This window comes from Mycoplasma feriruminatoris, assembly GCF_000327395.2.
Classification (GTDB): Bacteria; Bacillota_I; Bacilli_A; order Mycoplasmatales; family Mycoplasmataceae; genus Mycoplasma; species Mycoplasma feriruminatoris.
This window is the reverse complement of sequence record NZ_CP091032.1, coordinates 336,894-358,064: the sequence shown is the minus strand read 5'-3', so window position 1 is coordinate 358,064 and position 21,171 is coordinate 336,894. Positions and strand designations below refer to the sequence as shown.

Here is a 21,171-nt window from a genome sequence, read left to right as displayed (position 1 = left end):
ATTTTATCCTTTCATTCCTAAAATCAATAAAATTATTCCCATAACTGAACTAATAGCTGAAATACAACTAGTAACAATAAAGATTAATTTAGAATTTTTATTTTTCTTTTTAGTTTTTATTAATAGAATCAATAAATTAGTGATTATAAATAATAACCCTAATGACAATAATATAGAACCAATAATAATTGCTGTTTTATTAGTAGTTTGGTTTCTTTGACTTAATTTATCAATAGCTTTTTGATAATTAGCCATGAATTCTTTGTAGTCTTCACTACCTTTTGAAATTTGTTTTCCAGTTAAAAGATTTCTTAAAATCTCAACATATTCTCTAGTATCTTTTAAATCATCAGTATATTTATTAAATCATGATGATATACCTAGATTTTTAGTTAATTGGTTAGCTGTTGTTGTTAGTTTTAAAATAGAATGTTCTAAGGCTTCATAAAGTTGATCATAATATTTTAAATCTAAATCTAATTCTTGAGCTCTTCTTAAATGTGAATTATAAGTTGATTCATCATTTGTTAATTGGTCTAAGTCATATTTAACATTGTTAAATGCTTTAACTAGTACATATCAACCTGGATTGTTATTTAATTTTGAAGCACTAATTGCTCTTAGTAATGTTTCAAATAAAGGACTAGCTTTTTTATTTGCCCAATTAGTGTAATCACCAAGTTGATCAGATTCATCTATTTTTTGATAGTTATTAATAATATTGTCAAATCATAAAGATTTGAAATTAGTACTACTTACTATTTGAGTAGCGGCATTTACTAAACTAAATAATGATTCTTGTAATGAATCATGAGCTAAACTGTTATAGTTAATTTTTTCATCTAATAAAAGCGCTTTATATAACTTATTAAATTCTTTTTCGATATATTTAGATTCTTTTTCTAATAACATTAAAAATCTTCAATCTTTACCAATTTGTACATTTTCATAAATATAAGTTCTTGAATTACCGTTTTTAGCTTGATCAGTAATTCTTACTACAACACTATTGTTATCCAACACTTGATCAACTGTATATTTAAATCTAGTGTTAATCGGATTTAAAAAGAAGAAATATTTTTCTTTTTCTTCAGGTTGGGCACTACTTAAATTGCTTTTTAAATTAGAAAGATCATAACTTGCAAACTGATAATTAATATAAGGTTCTAAATTTGGTAAAGACTCAACTGCTTGGGTTATTTGACTACTTGGGGGATTAGTTGGGACAAGCGGTTTATTAGTTGGATCAGGTAATGTTGGTTTTGTTGGAGTTGGAGTTGGTTTAGCTTCGTCGACAATTTTAAATTTTTGGTTTTGTTCTAAATCAAAGTGCGTAAATCTTTTAGAAATTTTTTCTTTAATATATTCATTTCAATTTTTATGTTTTTTATCATTAAGAAAGACAGTATATCCATCTACCTGGGTGGTTGTCTCTGATCTTGAACTTGAATTTGTACCATTACTAGGTGTTAAAAAAATATCTTTTCCAAACTCTAAAATATCTTGATTTTGATATATCATTTTCTTAACATCTGCTTTTCAAGTTTTAAGATAATTATTTACTGCGTCATCAAACTCTTTACTATTTATAAAATTATCTTGGGGTTTAGAATCGGGAGCTAATTTATTCTTGCCATTAATAACATCAGAGTAGTCAAGTTTTTTCTCTTTGTTATTAATGTCTTTTGTTTTATCAGTTGATAAACCAACTTTAACATCAGAGTAGTCTTTTCCCTCAAATTTTACAGTTGCTGTATACAATTTTTCTAAATTTGCTATGACATAAGGAAAAGTAATATTAAACCCTAGTTCATCAGGCTTTTCAGTTCAGTTTTTTTCCTTATCAAAATATTTTTTTAACTCTGTTAAATATGTCTTTCTTTCAATTTTTTCAAAGTATTTATTTTTATCTGTTTCAGGACTTTTCAAATCACCTATTTTCTTCAATTCTTCATCTAAAAAAGAATTAATTTCGTTTTTGACTTCCTCAATTCCTTTTTTTAATTGCTCTTTTAATTTTTCTTTAAAAGTACTAAAAGTAGGATCTTTTTCTCTTTTTCCTCTTGTATTAAATGTTTCATAATTGCCATTATTTGTACCATTAGTTCCTGAACCACCAGTACCTGTAGTTCCTGAACCACCTGAACCTGAACCAGTTCCACCATTACCTGCTCCAGAACCAGAACCACCATCTTGTTTATAACTAATAAAACTTTCTTGGTTTTTAGTAACTAAAAAACTAGGTAATATAATTGAAGAACTTGTTATAGTAACAATACTAATTAATTTTAAAAGTCTTGAGTGATTTTTATTTATTTTCATATTGCTCCTCTTTTAAACTAAAAAAGTTCTTCATTTTTAAAATATATTGCTGGTTTTTTAATTCACTTAAATTTAAAAAACTACTAATATCTAGTCCAATTTTTTGAATAGTTTCTAATTGTTTTACTTGCTTATTTACTTCTGCTAATTCTTTATAATAAAGTTTTTTTAGATTAGTTTTATAAAAGAATTTTGGTCTAGATAAAGTATTAATTATAATTTGATTATTATTAACAATAATGTTCGTATTTTTAACAAACAGATATTTAGTTCTTTGGTCTAGAACAACTAGTTTTAATAACAAGATTTCATATCCCAAAACAGCATTTTCATTTAATAACTGTCATTCACCTTCTTGGTCAACATTAAAATACACTTGACAAGATTCGAATTTAGTAACATTTTTATTTTCAATAAAATTAATTGTGACGTTAAAATATCTATGTATCATTAATTAACACCACCTTTTAATAAAAACTTTTTATTATTACTTGTTAGTAAAACTATTTCTTCTATCTCTTTTTCTCTTTTGATTCTAATGATTTTTTTCTTAATCTTTTTAATTTCTTCTTCTACTTCATTAATTGTTTTATTAGTTTTAATTAATTGATTTTTTGCTTTATAAAAAGAAGATTCAACTAATAATGAATTAATAGAAGTAATTAAAAAATTATCAATTTGAGTTAAAAGATACTGATCTATGCTTGGATAAATTTTTATATTTTTAATATCTGGTAAATTAATTTCTTGTTTAGTTTCAACTAGTGAATCTAAATCAAATTTAGACAAAGGTAAAATAGTAAAACTACCCTGATTATTTTTATTTGAATTAATTACACAGTGTAAACTAGCATAATTTTGTTCACTAAATAAGAACTTAATAATTTGAGTTAATTTTCAACAAACTTCTAAATCTCTATTTTCTGAATCAATTTCATAAATAAGATTTAACTTATTTTCTTTACAAAACTTACTAGCTCTTGAACCAATACTTATAAAATCTGCTTGTTTTAATTTAGCTGTTTTTAAAATATGCTGTTCATATCTTGAATATGAATCTGTTGCAAATTCTTGTTCTTCAGTTACATAAATTCATAAATCTCTTTTTTGAAACAAAAAGTTATTTAATTTATTTATAAAACTAAAACTTTTATTTTCTAAAGTAATTAATGAAGTTTTAATGTTATAGTGTTGTTTTAATAACAAAATCATTTCCTGGCTAGTTAAGGCATTATTTACATAAAAATTTAATAAACTATTTTGTTTAATAATGTCAATTAATAAAATGTTTTTGTCATTACGAACTTTGTTTTCGATTTTGACTAAACTTTCTAGTTTATTTTCAACTTTTTTTAAATCCATACTAACCTCTATAAACTACATATTCTTTATCAAAAACTACTTTTAATAGATTAGTGCTTTTAGAAATAAATAAGATAATCTTTGGAAAAATTTCAACATAATTTTGTTCTTGTAATAATTGTTGAACATACTTATTAAATACTTTTAAAAGTTGATTTAACTTTTCATTTTTACTAGTTTTTAAATTAATAGCTTCAGTATTACTATTTTCTTTTTCAGCTAACATTGGAACTAAAATATCATTACTGTATTTTAAATTAACATTAAAAGTAATTACAAAATCATCTAAAACAAGATCAAACTTCTTTTCAAAACCTTCTTTATACATTTTTTCAAACTCTAAGTATTCTTTTGAACTAAATCCAAGTTTACATTCTAATAAAACACTAGCTAGTAATTTTTGATAATCAATATAAGAATTGTTATTAACAATCTCTTTATATAAATCAAAAACTTCAAAAGAACCTAATTCTGGTTTTTTAATTTCTTTTTTTTTCATTGTTCTCCTTTAATTAGTTTTAGTGATTTTACTTAAAACTATACTCATATTAATTAGAATATAAACTAAACTAATAGTTTTAATAACTACAACTAGCATACTTACTGTTTGTGTTAAAGTTAATCCTGATATTAAAAAGTTAAATGACTTATTATTAATTGATAATAAAACATAGTTTAATCCAAATAATAACATTACAATAAACACTAATAATAAATTAATTGTAATTAAAACATAAGCCTGATAAGAAACATATGGATGTCTTTTAAAATGTCAATATAAAGTAGTTAATGAACAAATTACAGTTATTAATAAGTTAATAAATGAAACTTCAGCTTTATCATATATAAAAGTTGAAATCATAAATACAGTTCATAATATTCATTGATAAACAATTAAAGCACTATATCTAATTAACGGACTTTTAATTTTGTTTTTAAAATAAACAAAATAAGTAAATAAGATAAAAATAATAAAGTTCAATACTCCAAATAATATGAATAAATATTGAGTATGAGAATTGGTGTTAAATAATTTATGAGTCGGGTTTATTTTTAATCAAAATAAACTAATAAATCAAATAAATACACTAAATAACATTACAACATAGTATGACATTCTATTTTTAATCAAATCAATACTAAATTGTTTATAAATTAGTGTTCAAATTCAATAAATCTTTAAACCTATAAATAATAGTCCTAAAACTAGTGAACCTGTAAAAATAATTAAAAAGTTAGTAAAAGTTTTAACTGTAAAAGTTAGTAGGATGTTTTTATAAAAACTATTATTAACAATCATTAATCCAACTTCATTATTTTTAGATCATAATAAAAAGATAATTAAAGTAGCTAAACATAATAAAGTTCTTGAAGTTATATCAACATATAAAGGTAGTTTATTTGAATAAATTAAAGGGTTAATTTTTCTTTTAGTATAGTAGTTAAATAATGTAAATGAAATATCAACAACTAATAAAACTACTAAACCATAGATTAGATTGATTATTTGTTTTGAATCTTTGCTTGTAAAAGTAAAAAATAAAACAAATGCTGAAAAAGAAATTCCTAAATATAATGAAAACCAAATATTATAAATTTTTAAATGTGGTTTATTCGTTTCTATATTTAAATAAGCTTTTTTTAATGGATAAAAGTATAAAAAACCTAAAATTGAAATTCTAAATAATAAAACTCAATTAAATTCTTCATATATAGGTTCACTAAAATTTAAGAAATATATAGGACTAATAATTTTTTTATTAAAGATCCCATAATCTCTTAACATCAATAGCAAAACTAAAGAAACAAATAGATATGATAATGTAAAAATCTTATAAACTGATATTCTAGAAATTACTTTATTTTTTTGTAGTAAATATTTAGCATTATCATAAACTTTCTGTTGTTCAAATAAAGTTTTGTGCATTAATTTTCTCCTTAAAAATAGAAAATAAAGAATGAATTAATCTTTATTTTTTATTAGTTTTATTCATTATAATCATCATGGTTTTCATGAAAATTAGTTTTTTTAAATTTAAATTGTTCTGGAATACCTTGTTCTCTACTCAACCCATTTTTAAATAAAGCAGTTTTTACATTCTTATTTTTGTATTTTTTGTATAATGAATATCTATATGAGTTAACTTGATGTTCAGCACCACCATAAATTAAATCATATTGAACCAAATTATACTTACCAAATAAACCTTTGTAATCGTATCCTGGTGATCTAAATGCTACTGCTAATCCAGTTTTTGCTGAATTATTAGCGGAATGAAACACTCCAATTAATTCATTTTTATTATTTCTAACACTAGACCCACTAGCACCACCACTTGGTGCATAAAATCTAGGCATTATCTGTAAACCATATTGGAAATATTCCTTTCCATTTAATCTATATAATTTATTTCCAACCCTACTTGAAGCTATAAATGCATCAGTTAGTCCAGGCTTATCAATAAACGATCTGTACCCAATTTGATATGATAATGATTCTCCTTTTTCTAGTAGATAGTCGGGGAATTTCTTAGCATACCCTTCTTTTTGTGATAATTCATTATAATATCTTTGATCACTATTTGTTCACAATGAAAAATTATATTTTTTAACAGCTTGTTGGTCATCATCTTCATATTGTTTAAAATAGTAATCATCTTTAGCGGATGGATAACCTAAAACAAATAAGCTTTCTAATTTCTTAAATTTTTCCAATTCATCAGTTTTTGTTGGATCAAATCTCAATATACGGTCAATTTCACTATATTTATTTTCTTCTAAATAAGATGAAGATTTAAACTTAACTTTTTTATCATCAGGAAGACTAGCATAATCATTAGTGATATCAGATACTATATCTTTTATTTCTTTACCTTTGTATTCATTAGTAATTATTTTTTCTTGTCTTTGAACTCAAAAAGAATTATTACTATTATCGGTTTTGAAATTTTCTAATAACTTTTCAAAATCAATTTCGATTACTGCAAAATCAGCATATATACCAGCTTTTTTGAATTTTTCTTTTTGACTAGATTCTAAGAATTCAGTAGGCCTTTGCTCTTTTTTAATAAAATCAGTAGCATGAAAAATTACATTAACAGCATCTTTTAAATTATTAGAAAAATTAAAAGTCTTAAAATTAGGATCTAAGGCGTTTAATTTTAATGTTTGACCTACAGCAACACTTTTATCGATTCTAGTTAATGACATAGAAGAAAGGTTCTTTTTAATGGCTTTGGCAACATGCGAATTAGTTCCAAAATAAAATTTAGTTGAATCTTTGCCATTTTTATTGGCACCATTTTCAGAAATTACATGATCTAAAATTCACATTGTACCACTTACAGGTCTAATTGAATTATTATGAGTATCCTCAGCTTTTTTCTCGTATTCTTCAATTTCTTTTTTTTGTCAATTTTCTAAATCTTTTTTTTCAAATTTCTCTAATCTTTGTTTTTCCTTTTCATACTCTTCTTTTAATTTTTGCTGATTTTTAGTTAATTGTTCTATATGCCCAGGGTATTTATCTTTATCTGTATTCTTAATTTCTAGCTCAATTTGTTCATTTTTATATCTAAAATCAATACCTAAATTATTTAATTGAATAGACATATATGACTTAAATTGTTCATCAGTTCATTCATTTATTTTTTGAATAAACTCTCTTGCTTCTTCAATTTCTTCTTCGTATAAATTAGGTGATCTAAAACTTACTTGAAAAGTTTGAGCTGCAATGTTTTTGTATGTTTCATTTGGAATAGTTCTAGCCAAGCCATTAGTTCTTGCTTGATCTCTTCCTAATGAATCAACAACAGAAGGACCTTTACCAGTTTCAGGGCCATCATTAACCTTTAGACCAGTAACATCACCATTATTTCCATAAACAGGTAAAGTAAATCCTTTTAGAGCAGCATTGTAATATTCGTCAAACTTAACTTCTTTTGCCTTTTTATTAAAATCATTAATTTGATCATTTGTTATTGTAATATCACGAATTTTTTTAATATTTCCAACTTTATCACTAGGATTAGCTTGTAAGGAATTTTGTAATATATCAATATATTTTTTATTATCAAAATCAAATCTATTAATTAAATCTAGTTTTATATATTTTTCAAAACCACCAATTTCATTAAAATATGCATATTGATTACCAACAATTCTTCCGTTTTCATCAAATCCTTGATTAGATAGTAAACCACTAAATTTAATTATTTTAGTTTCCTTTGCTCCAGTGTGAGAGTTAATAAAAGTCAGAGAAACTTCTGCTGTTCCCTCTCTATTAGACATATTAAAATTTTGCCCATTTTTTGTACTTACACTATTAACTATTACATTAATTTTATTTTTATTATTTCCTTTAAAAATTACAGAAAGCATTTTAGGATTATTTTCTCATTGAGATGGCAGAACTTGATTTTTAGGAATTACTCTAGAATTAAGTTTAAATGACAAATCAGCGTATTCTTCTAACTTATTTGAATCATTTATATTGTTTATTATTTTATTAAACTCAATATCATTTAAAGGTTTTTTATCATCTCTACTTAATTTAGTTCCACAAGCAACTACTAAAAAACTAGAAGAAGTTATAGCAACAACACTAAATGAAGTTAATATTTTCTTAAACATATATTATGAAATCTCTCTTTTCTAAGTAATGATAGAATTTGTAGAACTCTCAACAGTAAATCCTAGGTTTCTTAATTGACTTTCTAGAGCGGAATTTCCTGAATCTACTTGGATAATTTTATTAGCTTTTAGTGCTTCATTATATTCAAAGTATTTTTTAAGGTTTTCAATAGCAGAATCATCTAAACTAGCACCTTTAATTCTCATTTTTGTAGTGGTATTACCATTACTAAAATGAAGTTTTGGTTTTTCTGGACTATTACCAGTTGATAAATGCTGCATATTAGCTTTACTTAATTCATCTGATGAAATTTCAAAAACAGAATCATTATTATATAGGGTTAATTCTGTAATCTTTCTAGAACCATTGCCAGGATTTTGAATATCTCCAAATTCTAAACCTCTTAGCGATTTGATTTGAGTAACTCTTGAAAAATCTAATCCGGTTGGATAACTATTATCTCCCAATTTAGTATCAGGATTATTTCCAGGACCTAAACCACCTTGAAAAATTGGTTCATTATTTCTTGCATAATATGCAATTCTTAATCCATCATTAATTCTTTGAAAATCATTATTCCCATTATAATCTTTAGCATCAAATGCTAATGTATTAAATGTTACTCTTGTGTAAATGTTTGCATTTCTACCATATTGAGCACTTACATTATAGTCAATAGTGTTAATTCACTCTGTCTTTTTAAATGATAATGGATTAAATGATCAGGCTTTTTTCAATGAGTTCCCATTAGTATATAAAGAAAGTTCTTTAATACTTTTATTTTCTAAATTTATCAAGCTTGCTGTACTTGGATCTCTATCTGAGAAAAATAGTTCTAATTGTGGTATTTCATCAGGAAGGGCAGCTAAAATATCACCAAATTTTTGACTAGTATCTTTAGCTCCCATATTTTTAATTCTGTATGAAGTAATTTTTTGACCTCTACTTTTAAATTCCTTAATTAAACTTTCTAATTTTTGATAACCTTTATCATTAGAAGCATCTACTTCAACAACAACTCCTTCGTTAATCAAACCATTTTTCTCTTCAACCTTATCTTTTCGTTCAAGCTTAGTTATCTTAATTCCTTCATCTTTTTTAATATTATAAGTTTTGAATGTTGAGTCATTTTCAACATCAATTTCTGTTTTTATTCATCCTGGGTAATCACCATTCTCTATACTATCTGATGATCTATTATAATAACTGTTATATCCAAAAACTCTTCTTTCTGAATTATCTCTTTGCAAACGGCTAGTTACTGTATTATGAGAATCAGGTGGTGATCAAGCATTAGAATCAATTTCACCATTTTCATTAATAAATGCATTTCTAGGATCAATTGTTAAACCTTCTTTTAAATAAGCTTCAGATCTAGAAGCCATTTTATTAAATTTAGATTTGTCTAAATTAAGAATTAGTCAAATTCTTAATTGGTCTCTATCCAATTCTTGCTTTTTCTTAGGATACTCAGGTTTGGCAGAATCTTTTAAAAATTCTACAACTTTACCTGAATCTAGTAATTTTATATAACGGTCTATAAAATTTTGATAATCATGTTGTCTTTTAATAGTTTCTGTTACAGTCGCTATATCTTCATTTGAACTAAGATTTGACGCCACGTTAAAAAATGTGTTGTCAAATAGCCCAACACCTTTACCTTCAGCACCACCTAAAGCACGATCCACAACATTTTTTCTTAATTGGTCAGTAACTTCTATACTTATAATTTTACCAACTATTTGATTAGTGTATGGTTTGGGATTAGATAGTCCTCTTTCCTGATCATATTTATGCACTGTAAAACCAGGATATCCCTCAACCTCACCTTCAACTTGAGTTCCAGCAATAGTTATTGTTTGTTTATTTCTAACCTTAGTTTCAATTTTAGGTTTTTCTTCAGGTGAACTAGTTGCGCGGTTAGTTTCAGGAATTGCTGGTTGCGGTTTATCTTGTTGTTTTTCAGGTATTATAATAACCTTTTTTTCTTCTTTAACAGTTGGTTGAAGATTTTCACCTTCAACCTTTCTAATATTATTATCTCTATTTGATTTAATAGAATTTGGAGAAATTGCATCATTAATTGGGATCAAGGTAGCATCAACTATTCCATTAGAATCAACTTCTTTTGCTAAAGAATTATCAGCTATTGAATAAAAAACAGTTGATCCTAAACTAGCTGAAGTCATTAAGCCAGCTAAAATTGCAAATGCTAATATTTTATTTTTCTTCTTTTTTAATAAATTCATTAATTCCTCCAAAAAATATTGTGTTCATTTATTTTATATTATTTTATTTAAATTTAATATGTTGAATTATATTTTCAAAAATTTATATATAATCCACGAATTTATCACAAAAAATTTTACCACACAACAATACAGTTTTTTTTTTTTTTTTTTATTATTCAATTAAAACAAAAAGTTCAAATAGTTTGTATTTGAACTTTTTCTTAAAATATAATTTTACCTAAATTACTTGTTGTAACTTTCATGATTTTCATTAAAGTTATTTTCTTTAAATTTAAATTCTTGAGGGATACCTAACTCTCTAGTTAATCCTTTGCTAAATAATGCTGTTTTAAAGTTTGAATCATTTTTATATTTTTTAAACAACTCGAATCTATATGAATTAACTTGATGCTTAGCTCCACCATAAATTAAATCATATTCAACTAAATTATAATCACCAAATAGTTTTTTATAATCATATCCTGGCGATCTAAACACAGCAGCTAAACCAGTTTTTGCAGAGTTATTAGCAGCATGAAATACTCCAATTAATTCATTTTTATTATTTCTAACACTAGATCCACTAGCTCCACCACTTGGTGCATAAAATCTAGGCATTATTTGTAATCCATATTGGAAATACTCTTTACCTTTTAATTTGTATAACTTATTTCCAACTCTACTTGAAGCTAAAAACGCATCAGTTAATCCAGGTTTATCTATAAATGATCTATATCCTATTTGATAAGATAGAAACTCACCTTTATTTAATACATATTCTGGAAATTTAGATGGATATCCTTCTTTTCTAGAAACTTGTTCATAATATCTTTGATCACTATTTGTTCATAATGAAAAGTTGTCTTTTTTAATTAATTCTTGGTTTTCATCTTCATATTTTTTAAAGTAATAATCATCTTTAGCAGAAGGATAACCTAAAACAAACAAACTTTCTAATTCCTTAAATTTTTTTAGTTCTTCTTGATTATCTGGATTTAGTGAAATTATACGATTAATTGAATCATAGTTATTGTTTTCTAAATAAGATGATGATTTGAATTTGACCTTATCCTTATCATTTAAATCTGCATAACCATTAGTAATTTCTGTTACTAAATCTTTTATTTTCTTATTTTTATATTTTTCTGTAATAGGTTTTTGTTCGCTCTCAATCCAAAAATCACTATTAGTTGTTTCTAAACCACTACTATATTTGCTTAAAAGTTTGTCAAAGTCAATTTCAATTACTGCAAAATCAGCATATATTCCAGTATCTTTAAATTTTGCTTTTTGGCTAGGCTCTAAAAATTCAGTAGGTCTTTGTTCTTTTTTAATAAAGTTAGTGGCATGAAATATTACATTAACAGCATCCTTATTAAAATTTGAAAAATGGAAAGTTTTAAAATTAGGGTCTAAAGCATTTAATCTTAGTGTTTGTCCTACACCAACATTTTTATCTATTCTAGTTAGTGACATTGATGATAGTTTATCAGTTATAGCTTTAGCAACGTGTGAATTAGTTCCAAAATAAAATTTATTAGAATTATTACCATTGGTTGGCAATTGATGGTCTAAAATTCACATAGTCCCACTAATAGGTTTATAAGATATGTTTTGTTGATCTTTTGCCTTTTCTTTATAATTTTCAATTTCCTTTTCTTGTCACTTTGTTAAATCGTCTTTCTTATAACCTTCTAATTTCTTTTTGTCCTCATCAAATTTCTTCTTTAATTCTTCTTTTTTATCATTTAATTGTTTAATATGACCAGGATATTGTTCTTCTTTAGTACTTTTTAATTCTATGTCTATTTGATCATTTTGATAATTAAATTCAATTTCTAAATTTCTAATTTGAATAGCCATATAAGATTTAAATTCCTCATCAGATCAACTACGTATTTTTGTAATAAATTCTGTTGCTTCTTCAATTTCATCTTCATATAGATTAGGAGATCTAAAACTTACTTGAAATGTTTGAGTAGCTATATTTTTGTATATTTCATTTGGAATAGTTCTGGCTAAACCATTAGTTCTATGAGGATTTCTTCCAAGTGAATCAATAATAGAAGGACCTTTTCCTATTTCTGGAGCATCTAGAACTTTTAAACCTTGAACTTCTCCGTTATCACTATAAACTGGTAATGTAAATCCTTTTAATGCAGCATTATAATAACTATCAAATTTGACATCTTTAGCTAATTTATCAAATTTTTCTATATCAGAATCCTTAATAGTGATTCCTCTTTGTTTTTTAATAGTGTCAAGTTTGTTTTTATTATCAGCTTGTAGAGTTCTTTCTAAAATCTCTATATATTTTTTATTATCAAAATCAAAACGTTGTTGAAGATCCATTTTTAAATACTTTTCAAATCCATCACCTGGACCAAAATATGCATATTGATTACCAACAATTCTTCCATGTTGATCTGCTCCACCATTTCTTTGCAAACCAGAAAGCATTATTTTTTTAGTTAAATATTTTCCATTAGAAACATTAGTAAAAGTTAATGAAACTTCAGCAGTTCCTTGAGTATTAGATAAGTTTAAATTTTGACCACTAATTGTAGAAACGTTATTAACAGTTACTTTAATTTTATCTTTATAATCACCTTTAAATTTAACAGATAATATAGAAGAATTATCTTGTAAAGCAGAAGGTAATATTTGATCTTTTTTATTTCTACCATTATTAAAAGATAATTCTGCTAATTTTTCTAAGTCATTAGAATCATTAATGCTATCTATTATTTTATTAAACTCTTGTTCAGTTAAAAATCTATTATTACTACTTTTACCTAGTTTATTACTACATGAAACTATTAATAAACTAGAAGAAAGTAATGTAGCTGAACTAAGTATAGTTAATAATTTTTTAAGCATACAATTAATTGCCTTTCTAAATCCAACTAAGTAATTATGTTATTTGATGAAGTTTCTATGTTATACCCTAAATTTTTTAAACTTTGAGCTAAAGGTGAATTTGCATCATCTAGTTGTATAGTTTTACTTGATTTTAATGCTTCATTATAAGAAAAGTAACTATTTAAATTATTTATTACTGACTGATCTAACTGAGAACTTCCGTTTGCTTTAATTCTCATTTTTGTAGTAGTTGATCTATTACTAAAGTAAAGTTTTGGTGGCACTGGACTTCCACCAGTTGAAAGATGTTCCATATTTGCTTTACTTAATTCATCAAGTGAAATTTCAAAGTAATCTTTATCATTAAATAAAGTTAATTCTGTAATTTTTCTTGATCCATTACTTGGATTTTGAGTATCATTAAATACTAATCCTTTTAATGATTTGATTTTTGTAACTCTTGAAAAATCTAAACCAGATGGATAACTATTATCTCCTAATTTAGTATCAGGACTTAAACCAGGACCAAATCCACCTTGAAAAATTGGTTCATTATTTCTAGCATAATATGCCATTCTTAAACCATCATTTATTCTTTGTAAATCACCATTGTTATAGTCTTTTTCATCAAATGCTAAAGTGTTGAATGTCACTCTTGTATAAATTTTAGCATTTCTTCCATACTCAGAACTTACATTATAATCAATTGTATTAATTCACTCAGTATTTCTAAATGACAGTGGGTTAAATGATCAAGCTTGTTTTAATGAATTTCCGTTAGTATATAAAGATAGTTCTTTAATTTTTTTATCTTCTAAATTAATTAAACTAGCAGTATTTGGATCTCTATCAGAGAAAAATAGTTCTAGTTGTGGTAGTTCTGTTGGTAGTGCTGCTAAAATTTTTCCAAATGCTTGTGCACTATCTTTTTCACCCATATTTTTAATTCTATAAGAAGTAATTTTTTGACCTTTTGATTGGAATTCTTTAATTAAACTTTCTAATCTATTATATCCTTTAGTATTAGAAGCATCTATTTCAACGACTACACCTTGATTAATAAGACCATTTTTTTCTTCAACTTTATTTTGTCTTTCTAATTTAGTGATTTTAATTCCTGCATCTTCATCAATATTATATTCTTTAAATACAGGATCATTTTTTAGATCTACTTTAGTTGCATTTCAGCCTTCATAACTTCCATTTTCAATATCATAAGAAGTTCTACTATGATAGCTATTATATCCAAATACTCTTCTTTCAGAATTATCTCTTTGCATACGACTAGTTACTGTATTATATTCATCAGGAACATTTCAACCATAAGAATCAATTTCACCATTCTCATTAATAAATGCATTTCTAGGATCAATTGTTAAACCTTCTTTTAAATAAGCTTCGGATCTAGAGGCCATTTTAGTAAATTTAGTTTTATCTAAATTTAAAATTAATCAAACACGTAATTCATCTTTTGGTAGTTTAGATTTCATTTCTGGATATTGAGCTCTAGCTTTATCTGTTAAAAACTTTTCAACATTACCTGAATCTAATAATTTAATATAACGTTCAATAAAACTTTGTCATCCATATTGCATTTTAGCTGTTTGAGTAATAGTTGTAAGTGTTTCATTTGATTCTAATTCTCTTGCTGCAACATTAAATAAAGTATTATCAAATAAACCTTCTCCCTTACCTTCATCACTTCCTAAAGCTCTACTAATAACATTTTTCTTTAAATCTTCAGTAACTTCAACATTTAAAATTTTTGAAACTATTTGATTAGTATAAGGTTTTGGATTAGATATTCTTCTTGATTGATCATATGCGTGAACTGTAAAACCAGGATATCCTTCAACTTCTGCTTCAACTTCAGTTCCAGCAATTTTAATTTTTGTAGTTTTTCTAACTTTATTCTCAACACGTGGTTTATCGATTGGAGTTGATGTTGAATGATTTACTTCAGGAATTGCTGGTTGAGGTTTTTCTTCTTTTTTATCTGGAATTATAATTCTTTTTTTATCATCTTCAATAGTTGGTTTTAAGTCTTTACCTTCAAGTTTTTTAATATTATTATCTCTATTTGATCTTATTGAATCTGGAGAAATAACATCATTAATTGGAACTAAGTTAGCATCAACTATACCAGTTGAATCAACATCTTTTGCCAAAGAATTATCAGCTATTGAATAAAAAACAGTTGATCCTAAACTAGCTGAAGTCATCAATCCAGCTAAAATTGCAAATGCTAGTATTTTATTTTTCTTCTTTTTTAATAAATTCATGAATTCCTCCAAAAAAAGAATAATATGCTAAATTATTTTATAGTAATTTTTAAAAAATAAAAAAATAATATCTGAAAATCTATTTATGCACATATTTAATTCTTGAATATTTTCAATTAGAATGATTTTTTATTAAATAACTATATAAATTTAATATTAATGTAATAGTTAGAACTATATAACTAGAACTAGAAATCAAATAAAACTAATTTTTGTATTTATAAAAACAATATGATCAAATTTATGTGACTTGTATATTATTGTTTTATTTCATTAATATGTTTAGAACAAAAAAGACAACTTTTTATTAAAAATTTCTCTTTCTATACTAAAAAAGTTCAATTACTTATTAAGCAAATGAACTTATAATTTGTAAAATAATCTATTTATCTTTTAAAATATTTATCATGTTCCTTAGAAAAATTAGTTTCTTTAAACTTAAATTTATCTGGAATTCCTTTTTGTCTATCTAAACCTTTTTCAAACAATGCTGTTTTAAAATCGGGCTTATCTCTATATTTTCTATATAAAGAATATCTATAAGAATTAATTTGATGTTTTGCTCCACCATAAATTAAATCATACTCAACTAAATTATACTTTCCAAATAATCCTTGATAGTTATAACCTGGTGATCTAAATACTGTAGCTAATCCAGTTTTAGCTGAACCATTGGCAACATGGAAAACTCCAATTAATTCATTTTTATTATTTCTAACACTAGAACCACTAGCTCCACCACTTGGTGCATAAAATCTAGGCATTATTTGTAATCCATATTGGAAATATTCTTTACCATTTAATTTGTATAGTTTATTTCCAACTCTACTTGAAGCTATAAATGCATCAGTTAATCCAGGTTTGTCTATAAATGATCTATATCCTATTTGATATGATAAAAATTCACCTTTATCTAGTAAATAATCTGGATATTTTTGTGGATACCCTTCTTTTCTTGCAGCTTGATTATAGTACCTTTGATCGCTATTAGTTCATAATGAGAAGTCAAGTTTCTTAATTGCTTCTTGATTTTGATCTTCATATTTATCAAAATAATAATCATCTTTAGCAGACGGATAACCTAGTATATATAGACTTTCTAAATTATTAAATTTATCTAAATCAGTTTTATTATTTGGATCAAAAGATATCATACGTTCAATTGTTGGATATTGCTCTTTTTCTAAATATGAAGTAGATTTGAATTTAACTTTTTTGCTTTCATCTAAACTCGCATAATCATTTGTTATATCCGATACTATTTCTTTAATATCTTTACCTTTATAGGTATCAGTTATAGGTTGTCCTTGCTTTTGAACTCAGAAATTATTATTTGATGTATTTCCATTACTTTCTTTATATGTTTTTAATAACTTATCAAAGTCAATTTCAACTACTGCAAAATCTGCATATATTCCAGTTTTTTTAAATTTTTCCTTTTGCTTAGATTCTAGAAATTCAGTAGGTCTTTGGTCTTCTTCTATAAAATCAGTTGCATGAAAAATTACATCAATTGCTTCTTTTAAATTATCTGAAAAATGGAAAGTTTTAAAATTAGGATCTAATGAATTTAATTTTAATGTTTGTCCAACACCCACACTCTTATCAATTCGTGTTAATGACATTGATGATAATTTATCAGTTATAGCTTTAGCAACGTGTGAATTAGTTCCAAAATAGAATTTATTAGAACCAGTTCCATTAGATGAAACTTGATGATCTAGTATTCACATAGTACCACTAGTTGGTCTAAATGTTTTACCATCTTCATCTTTTGCTTTTTTCTTGTACTTATCTATTTCATCTTGCTGTCATTTTTTTAATTTTTCTTGATTATAAGCCTGTAATTCTGCTTTTTCTTTTTCAAATTTTTCCTTTAATTGCTTTTGGTTTTCTTTTAACTTATCAATATGACCAGCGTACAGATTTACATCACTATTTTTAATTTCTCTTTCAATTTCAGAATTTTGATAATTAAAATTGGTTTCTAGAGTTCTAATTTGAATAGCCATATAAGCTTCAAATTGTTCTTTGCTTCACGAACTAATTTTTTGAATAAATTCTTCAGCTTCAGATATTTCTTCTTCATATTTATTAGGAGAACTAAAAGTTACTTGAAAAGTTTGAGTAGCAATATTTTTATAAGTTTCATTTGTAATAGTTCTAGCTAATCCATTAGTTCGATTTGGATCTCTTCCAATCGAATCAATAACTGAAGAGCCTTTTCCAGTTTCTGGTCCATCATTTACTTTTAGCTTAACTTCACTACTATTATTTTCATAAACAGGTACAGTAAATCCTTTTAAAGCAGCATTATAGTATTCATCAAAACTAACAGCTTTAGCCTTCTCATTAAAGGTTTTGATTTGTTCTTCTGTTATATCAATATCACGTATTTTTTTAATATCTTCTACCTTATTTTTTGAGTCAACATTTAATGAACTTTTTAAGATATTCATATATCTCTCATTATCATAATCAAATCTTTTTAATAAATCTAATTTTAGATATTCTTGAAAACCTTTTTCACCACCAAAATAGGCAAACTGATTTCCTATAATTCTTCCATGCTCATCAGCTCCACCATTTTTTTGTAAACCTGTAAAGGTAATTCTTCTATCTATAGATTTATTAGTGTGTCTGTTAGTAAAAGTTAGAGAAACATCAGCAACACCTTGAATATTTGAAATATTACTATTTTCGCCTTTTTGTGTACTTACATTATTAACAGTTACAATAATCTTATTTTTATTACTTCCTTTAAAAATAACTGATAGTATTTTAGAATTATTTTCCAGTAATGATGGCAGGATCTCATTCTTATTAACTTTTCTATTACCTAAATTAAAAGATAAATCAGCCAATTTTTCTAAATCATCTGAGTTATTTATTTTATTTATTAGGTTAGCAAAAGCAGAGTTACTTAAAGGTTTATTATCATCTTTACCTAATTTATTTCCACAAGCAACTACTAATATACTAGTAGAGATTAAACTAATAGAACCAAGCGAAACTAATAATTTCTTAATCATATATTATAAAAACTCCTCTACTAATTATGTAATAATTGTGTTTGTAGCATTTTCAACATTATATCCATAACTTTTTAGTTTATTTGCTAGTTCTGAATTGTTTGAATCTACTTGAATAGTTTTCTTTTCTTTAAATGCGTCATTATAAGCAAAGTACTTAGATAAGTTTTCAAGACCTATATCAGTTAATCCGTTTCCTGTAATTCTCATTTTTTGAGTAGCATAACCATTACTAAAATATAGTTTTGGTGGAATTGGACTACCTCCAGTTGATAAATGTTGCATATTTGCATTATTTAATTCATCAGCTGAAATTTCAAAAACTTCTCCATTATTATATAAAGTTAACTCAGTAATATTTCTAGACCCGTTTCCTGCATTTTGAGTATCATTAAATATTAATCCTTTTAATGATTTAATTTGAGTAACTCTTGAAAAATCTAGTCCAGTTGGATAACTATTATCACCTAATTTAGTATCAGGATCTAATCCTGCACCATGACCACCTTGAAAAATTGGTTCATTATTTCTAGCATAATATGCCATTCTTAAACCATCATTTATTCTTTGTAATTTTCCATCTTCATAATCTTTTTCATCAAATGCTAAAGTATTAAAAGTGACTCTTGTATATATTTTTTGCCCTCTACCATATTGTGCACTAACATTATAATCAATAGTATTAATTCATTCAGTATTTCTAAATGATAATGGATTAAATGATCAAGCTCGTTTTAATGAGTTTCCATCAGTATATAAAGATAGTTCTTTAATTTTTTTATTTTCTAGATGGATTAAACTTGCTGTATTTGGATCTCTATCAGAGAAAAATAGTTCTAATTGTGGTAATTTATCTGGTAATGCAGCTAAAATTTCACCAAATTTTTGACCACTATCATTAGCACCCATATTTTTAATTCTATATGAAGTAATTTCTTGGCCTTTTGATTTAAATTGTTCTATTACTGATTTTAATTTTTCATATCCTTTTGGATTAGAAGCATCAATTTCAACAACAATACCTTCATTAATTTGACCTTTACTTGTATCAACCTTGTCTTTTCTTTTTAATCTTGTTATTTTAAATCCTTCATCGTTTTTAATACCATATGCTTTAAAAGTTTGATCACTTTCTAAATTCACTTCTTCTTTTTCTCATCCTGGATAATTTCCATTTTGTATATCATCAGATGATCTACTATATCATTGATTGTATCCAAATACTCTTCTAGTAGAATTATCTCTTTGCATACGACTAGTTACTGTATTAAATTCATCAGGAACATTTCAACCATAAGAATCAATTTCGCCATCTTCATTAATAAATGCATTTCTAGGATCAATTGTTAAACCTTGTTTTAAATAAGCTTCAGATTTAGAAGCCATTTTAGTAAATTTAGTTTTATCTAAATTTAAAATTAATCAAACACGTAGTTCATCTTTAGATAAACTGGCTTTTTTAGATGGATATTCTTTTTTTGCATCTTCTTTTAAAAATTTTTCAACATTAGGTGAATCTAATAATTTAATATAACGTTGTATAAAATCTTGATATCCGTGTTGCATTCTAAGAGTTTCAGTAATAGTACTTAAATTTTCTTTTGATTCTAGTTCTCGTGTTGCTACATTAAAAAAAGTATTATTAAATAATCCAGTACCTTTCCCATCCTTTTCACCCAAAGCATTATTAACAACATTTGTTTTTAGCTCTTCAGTAACTTGAACATTTAAGATCTTTGAAACAGTTATGTTAGTATAAGGATTTGGATTTGAAATTCTTCTTTCTTGATCATAAGCTAGAACATTAAAACCTGGATATCCTTCAACTTCAGCTTCAACTTCAGCTCCTGCTATGTTAATTTTTCTAGTAGTTCTAACTTTAGTTTCAGTTCTAGGTTTATTTTGTGGTGATGGAGTTGAATGACTAGTATCAGGAATTGCGGTCTCTGGTTTTTCTTCTTTTTTATCTGGAATTATAATTCTTTTTTCTTCATCTTTGACAGTTGGTTTTAAGTCTTTACCTTCAAGTTTTTTAATATTATTATCTCTATTTGATCTTATTGAATCAGGAGAAACAATATCATTAATTGGAACTAAGTTAGCATCAACTATACTAGTTGAATCAACATCTCTTGCTAAAGAATTATCAGCTATTGAATAAAAAACAGTTGATCCCAAACTTACTGAAGTCATTAACCCAGCTATAATCGCAAATGCTAGTATTTTATTTTTCTTCTTTTTTAATAAGTTCATATTTCTCCTAAAAACACAAAAAATATTCTTGTACTAAATTATTATATATTACTAAAGAAATACACTTTAAGAACAATATTTCTATAAGGTTAATTTCTTTTCTTATATTTATATAGTAGTAAATTAGCTTGTCAAGTTTTTTACAAATAACTACTTAAATTTCAAAATTTTTCATACAAGTAAAAAATATAGAA

11 protein-coding genes are annotated in these 21,171 nt (G+C 25.3%); all 11 read right to left on the bottom strand.

Features of this window, described 5'->3' with window-relative positions:
* Window positions 1-3: 3 nt before the first annotated feature.
* Window positions 4-2,322, bottom strand: coding sequence for an MSC_0620 family F1-like ATPase-associated subunit (locus tag D500_RS01575; protein WP_008363141.1), 2,319 nt, complete (start codon window positions 2,320-2,322; stop codon window positions 4-6).
* Window positions 2,309-2,773, bottom strand: coding sequence for an MSC_0621 family F1-like ATPase epsilon subunit (locus D500_RS01570; protein ID WP_008363139.1), 465 nt, complete (start codon window positions 2,771-2,773; stop codon window positions 2,309-2,311). The genes D500_RS01575 and D500_RS01570 overlap by 14 nt, the downstream gene beginning before the upstream one ends.
* Window positions 2,773-3,684 carry an MSC_0622 family F1-like ATPase gamma subunit gene (locus D500_RS01565; RefSeq protein ID WP_008363136.1) on the bottom strand — a complete coding sequence of 304 codons (912 nt, stop codon included), beginning with the start codon at window positions 3,682-3,684 and terminating at the stop codon, window positions 2,773-2,775. Before D500_RS01565 ends, D500_RS01570 begins: the two co-directional genes overlap by 1 nt.
* A 1-nt stretch (window position 3,685) precedes the next feature.
* Entirely contained in the window at window positions 3,686-4,183 is a 498-nt protein-coding gene (locus D500_RS01560) for a DUF2714 domain-containing protein (protein ID WP_008363134.1), read from the bottom strand.
* A 9-nt stretch (window positions 4,184-4,192) separates the two neighbouring features.
* The gene (locus D500_RS01555; RefSeq protein WP_008363132.1) at window positions 4,193-5,611 is read right to left on the bottom strand and encodes an MSC_0624 family F1-like ATPase-associated membrane protein; all 1,419 of its coding nucleotides are present in this window, start codon (window positions 5,609-5,611) and stop codon (window positions 4,193-4,195) included.
* A 59-nt stretch (window positions 5,612-5,670) separates the two neighbouring features.
* Complete coding sequence (mip, locus tag D500_RS01550) at window positions 5,671-8,316, bottom strand: Ig-specific serine endopeptidase MIP (protein WP_008363130.1); 2,646 nt, start codon at window positions 8,314-8,316, stop codon at window positions 5,671-5,673.
* Between the two features lie 21 nt (window positions 8,317-8,337).
* Complete coding sequence (locus tag D500_RS01545) at window positions 8,338-10,566, bottom strand: putative immunoglobulin-blocking virulence protein (protein WP_008363128.1); 2,229 nt, start codon at window positions 10,564-10,566, stop codon at window positions 8,338-8,340.
* Window positions 10,567-10,791: 225 nt separating this feature from the next.
* Window positions 10,792-13,428, bottom strand: coding sequence for an Ig-specific serine endopeptidase MIP (gene mip / locus D500_RS01540; RefSeq protein ID WP_239759476.1), 2,637 nt, complete (start codon window positions 13,426-13,428; stop codon window positions 10,792-10,794).
* 26 nt (window positions 13,429-13,454) lie between these two features.
* Entirely contained in the window at window positions 13,455-15,692 is a 2,238-nt protein-coding gene (locus D500_RS01535; RefSeq protein ID WP_239759474.1) for a putative immunoglobulin-blocking virulence protein, read from the bottom strand.
* A 386-nt stretch (window positions 15,693-16,078) separates the two neighbouring features.
* A complete protein-coding gene (gene mip / locus D500_RS01530; RefSeq protein ID WP_239759473.1) occupies window positions 16,079-18,724 on the bottom strand; it encodes an Ig-specific serine endopeptidase MIP in 2,646 nt (881 codons plus the stop codon).
* 24 nt (window positions 18,725-18,748) lie between these two features.
* On the bottom strand, window positions 18,749-20,977 hold the full coding sequence (locus D500_RS01525) for a putative immunoglobulin-blocking virulence protein (RefSeq protein ID WP_239759471.1): 2,229 nt from the start codon (window positions 20,975-20,977) through the stop codon (window positions 18,749-18,751).
* Window positions 20,978-21,171 lie beyond the last annotated feature (194 nt).